Source organism: bacterium (assembly GCA_016873475.1).
Lineage (GTDB): Bacteria > Krumholzibacteriota > Krumholzibacteriia > JACNKJ01 > JACNKJ01 > VGXI01.
In genome coordinates, this window is the sequence record VGXI01000276.1 from 1 (window position 1) to 3,476 (window position 3,476).

Consider the following 3,476-nt stretch of genomic DNA (forward strand, 5'->3'; position numbering starts at 1 on the left):
TTTTTCGTGTCCCTCCGGCAAGCGTGCTGAGGCCATTTTCCCCGCGATTTTTCGGACTGCCGTGGCGCCAGCCTGAGCCGCGCGGCCCGGTTGGGCGCGGACATCGGGGCGGCCCGAGCCAGAGCGGTGGAGTTGCTTCGGCGCTACGCGGCCGCCGCGACGGACTGACGGTAGTTCCATGGGAGCCACTCGGCGGGATGAGCTGCGACGTCTTTCGGGTGCGCCATCAGCGCGCGCAGGTAGTCGAATGGGCTTTCGCCGCATAGCTCGGCCGTGTGGATGAGGCTCATGAAGACGTCCCCGACGTGAGCGCCGCGCTCGGTGCGATAAAAGAGCGAGTTCTTGCGATGCATGATCGCCTTCTTCAGAGCGCGCTCGCAGATGTTGTTGTCGAGCGGCGCACCGGGGACGCGCAAGAACTGAGTGAGCGCGTGCCAGTGCTTGCGCATGTACTCGATGGCTTCGCCGAGGCCCGAGTTGGGCTCGACGAGCTTTTCCTCGAGCTGCGCACCGAGCCACTCCTCGAGCTCGGCCATGATCGGCCCGCTTTGCTGCTGGTGCCACTCGAGCCGTGCTTGCGGCGACATCTTCTCTTCGCGGGCGATCGCATCGTTGCGGTAGACGTCACGCAGTTGCTCGAGGACGTGCCGGCACTGGTCCGGGAAGTTGGCGAAGACGTCGACATAGCGCCGCCGAGAATGCGAGAGGCAGTTGGCCAGGATCGTCGCGAAGTCATCAGGCAAGTTGCGCGAGATACCATCACACATCTGGACCGGCGGGCTGAGGCCCGAGGCACGGTGACCGAGGACGGAGCGGAGATTCTCGCCAGCGTGTCGATGTCCGGTGAAGAACACCGCGATGCGCTGACCGCCGGCAAGCGCCACGATGCCCGTCGTGAAGATGCCCGTGCGCTCCGACGAGCGCTCGCCGCTCGCCGCGTTTGGGGTCTGGGTCTTGGCGCTTCCGCCCATCAGCGTGAGCACCTTCATGGTCGTGTCGTCGTTGTGCACGACCTCGCCCTGGGCGGCCTGGTGGATCAACTCGTCGTAAGCCGTCTCGGGCCCAGCCAGGTGTCGGCACAGGACGTCCCACTGCGTGGTGGCAGGCAGCGGGACGCCAAGGCCGGCCTGCAGCTGCGCGAACCGATTGAACGGCAGCCCGTAGCCATAGCGAAGCAGCGCGATCATCACGGCGACCGTGACGTCGTACTTGGGCTGCTCGACAACAGCCCCAGGCGTGCTCGGCGCCTGCTCGACTGGCTCCTTGGCCTTGGCCGCACGCGGCTGCTTGCCAGTGCTACCAGCCGCACACGCCGTGAACACCTCGCCGCAGGTGCTGCAGCGAAATCGCTCATACTCGTCCTGCTGGCCTACAACCGGCGCTTGTCCGCGTAGACGGATCAAGGTCAACGGAGCCCGCTTGCCCAGCGTGCCCCGCTCACAGCCTGGACATCGATCCCCTGCGTGCAGCGTCGGGTGTTGAATGCTGTTCTTCGTCGCGCCTGGATAGCGCGAAGTGGGGTTCTTGCCATGTCCCTTGCGTTTCGGCTTGTTCCCGGCCGCGAGCGCCTTGGCTTCCTTGGCGTTGTTCTTCTCGTCGCCGCACACGTGCCCCGTCTTCTCGGTGCTCGCACCGAAGATCATCCTTCTCAGGCGCACGATGGTGACCCTCTTGGTCTCGAGCGCGCCCACCACGAACACGAGCACGTCGATCACGCTCAGCAGGAGCTTTCGCTCCGAATCGCCGAGCGCCGCACGCTCGACGATTTTCTTGGCCTCGGACAGATCGAGCTCGGCGAGCTGAGCGGGCGCTCGCGTCATCCGAGCCTCGACAGGCGCTCGCGGAAGTCGCGCACCAAGGGCATACCGAGCACCTGCTTTTTTGATCGATTCTGCTGCCAGGTCGCCGCGTCCTTGCCACGCCCTGTCGTCATGCCGAGCACCACCCAGTTGGCGGCGCGATAGCAGGTGCCGCGATTCCGATCGAGATCCACGAAGGTCTTTCCGAAGTAGATCGGGTGCGCGTAGAGGCGCTCCCAGTCGGAGGACAGCCTCCGGGCCATGTGCCCGAGCAAGTGCGATGCGAGATGCGGCACCTTGACCCAGGGCAGGATCAGAAACCGGCTGTTGTAGGCGAGCAGCCGGAGATTCTTCCGCCGCGCGTCCAGAGACCAACCGATGTAGCGATCACGCGCGCCCAGGTGGCGAGGCGCGCTCGACCACGTGAAGCACGCGATCGGCCGGCTCTGTGCATACGCCACGTACTTGAGCTGCTCGCCGACCGGTTGCGTGTAGCGCAAGTAGTGGTGCGCCTCGAGCAGCCCGCGGCAGAGCTTCTCTTCCTCGGTCCGGCGTACCTGACGAATCTCGAGCGGCCCGAGCTCGCGGAGGCTGCACACGAACGGCGTCTCGTCGATCTCGACCGGCTCCGGCCGCGGTCGCTGCAGCAGTGGATTGGGCGGTCGCTTCCGGATCGGTGGCAGATCGATGTGCCCCGACCGCGCCAGCGCCAGCATCAGCCCTCGGCACACCATGTCTCGCAGCGCGCCGTTGCCCTGCCGCCAATCCCACTCCTCACAAACCAGCGCGCTGAGCTTCCGCCGGCTCGCTTTTGGCGAGCGGGCGATCAGCTCGCGCAGAAACGCGACATCCGTCTCGCTGATGCTCCTGCCGCGGTATCGCAACACCTCGGTCACGCCATCGTGTTTGCCATACCGCGATTTGGAACGCAAGAGGGAACGTGGAGACCGCGCTTGCTCAGCTGGGCGGACTCACGCTGCGCCAGACCGGCGCTGCTCGCGTCGCGCTCGGGTCGCCCCCGAACAAGAGCACGCTCAGCTCGTGCGCTCGGATGCTCGTCGCCGCGCGGCTCTCACTCGCCTCGGGCCAGCAGCGAAATCTTCCGGTGCTCAATCGCTTGTGGCAAAGCCAAAAGCCCTGGCCGTCGTACACCAGAACCTTTACCGCGGTGCCGCGCCGATTCCGAAACACGTACGCCGCGCCGGAGAATGGATCGGCGGCGAGCTGTTCCCGGCACAACCGCGCGATGCCGTCGATCCCGCGCCGGAAGTCGACGGGCTCGACGGCCACGAGCACCCGCATCTGCGGCGTGATCTGGATCACCCAGCCCGGCTCCAGAATTCACGACACAGCCCGGCCACGTCGAGCTCGCCACCACCGGCCAGCCGGATCAGCAGCTTCTCGCCGCTCGAGCCCGCCAGCTCCACGACCGAGCCCGCCGGAGTGGCGCCGATGGCCAGCCCGCCGCTCAGCTCCACGAACGTCGATGCCAGCCCCTTCATCGGCTTGCCCGCTGCCCGCACCCGCGCCTTGAGCGAGTCGTAGTTGACGCGCAGTCCCCGAGACGTCGCGTACACCCCGTGCTCGCGGGCAAGCGCCACCGCCGCGCGCCACAACGGCTCCGGCATCCGGCCGCGATTCACCCGGGTTTCTCGCCACTCGTCGATCCGGCGCCGA

At 66.6% G+C, this 3,476-nt stretch carries 3 protein-coding genes; all 3 read right to left on the reverse strand.

Features of this window, described 5'->3' with window-relative positions:
- Positions 1 to 143: 143 nt before the first annotated feature.
- Positions 144 to 1,820: an IS66 family transposase gene (locus FJ251_14595; protein ID MBM4118932.1), complete on the reverse strand. Its 1,677-nt coding sequence runs from the start codon at positions 1,818 to 1,820 to the stop codon at positions 144 to 146.
- Positions 1,817 to 2,695 (reverse strand): DUF4338 domain-containing protein, encoded by an 879-nt coding sequence (locus tag FJ251_14600; protein MBM4118933.1) that lies wholly within the window; start codon positions 2,693 to 2,695, stop codon positions 1,817 to 1,819. The genes FJ251_14595 and FJ251_14600 overlap by 4 nt, the downstream gene beginning before the upstream one ends.
- Before the next feature lie 61 nt (positions 2,696 to 2,756).
- Positions 2,757 to 3,122 (reverse strand): IS66 family insertion sequence element accessory protein TnpB, encoded by a 366-nt coding sequence (gene tnpB, locus FJ251_14605; GenBank protein ID MBM4118934.1) that lies wholly within the window; start codon positions 3,120 to 3,122, stop codon positions 2,757 to 2,759.
- Positions 3,123 to 3,476 lie beyond the last annotated feature (354 nt).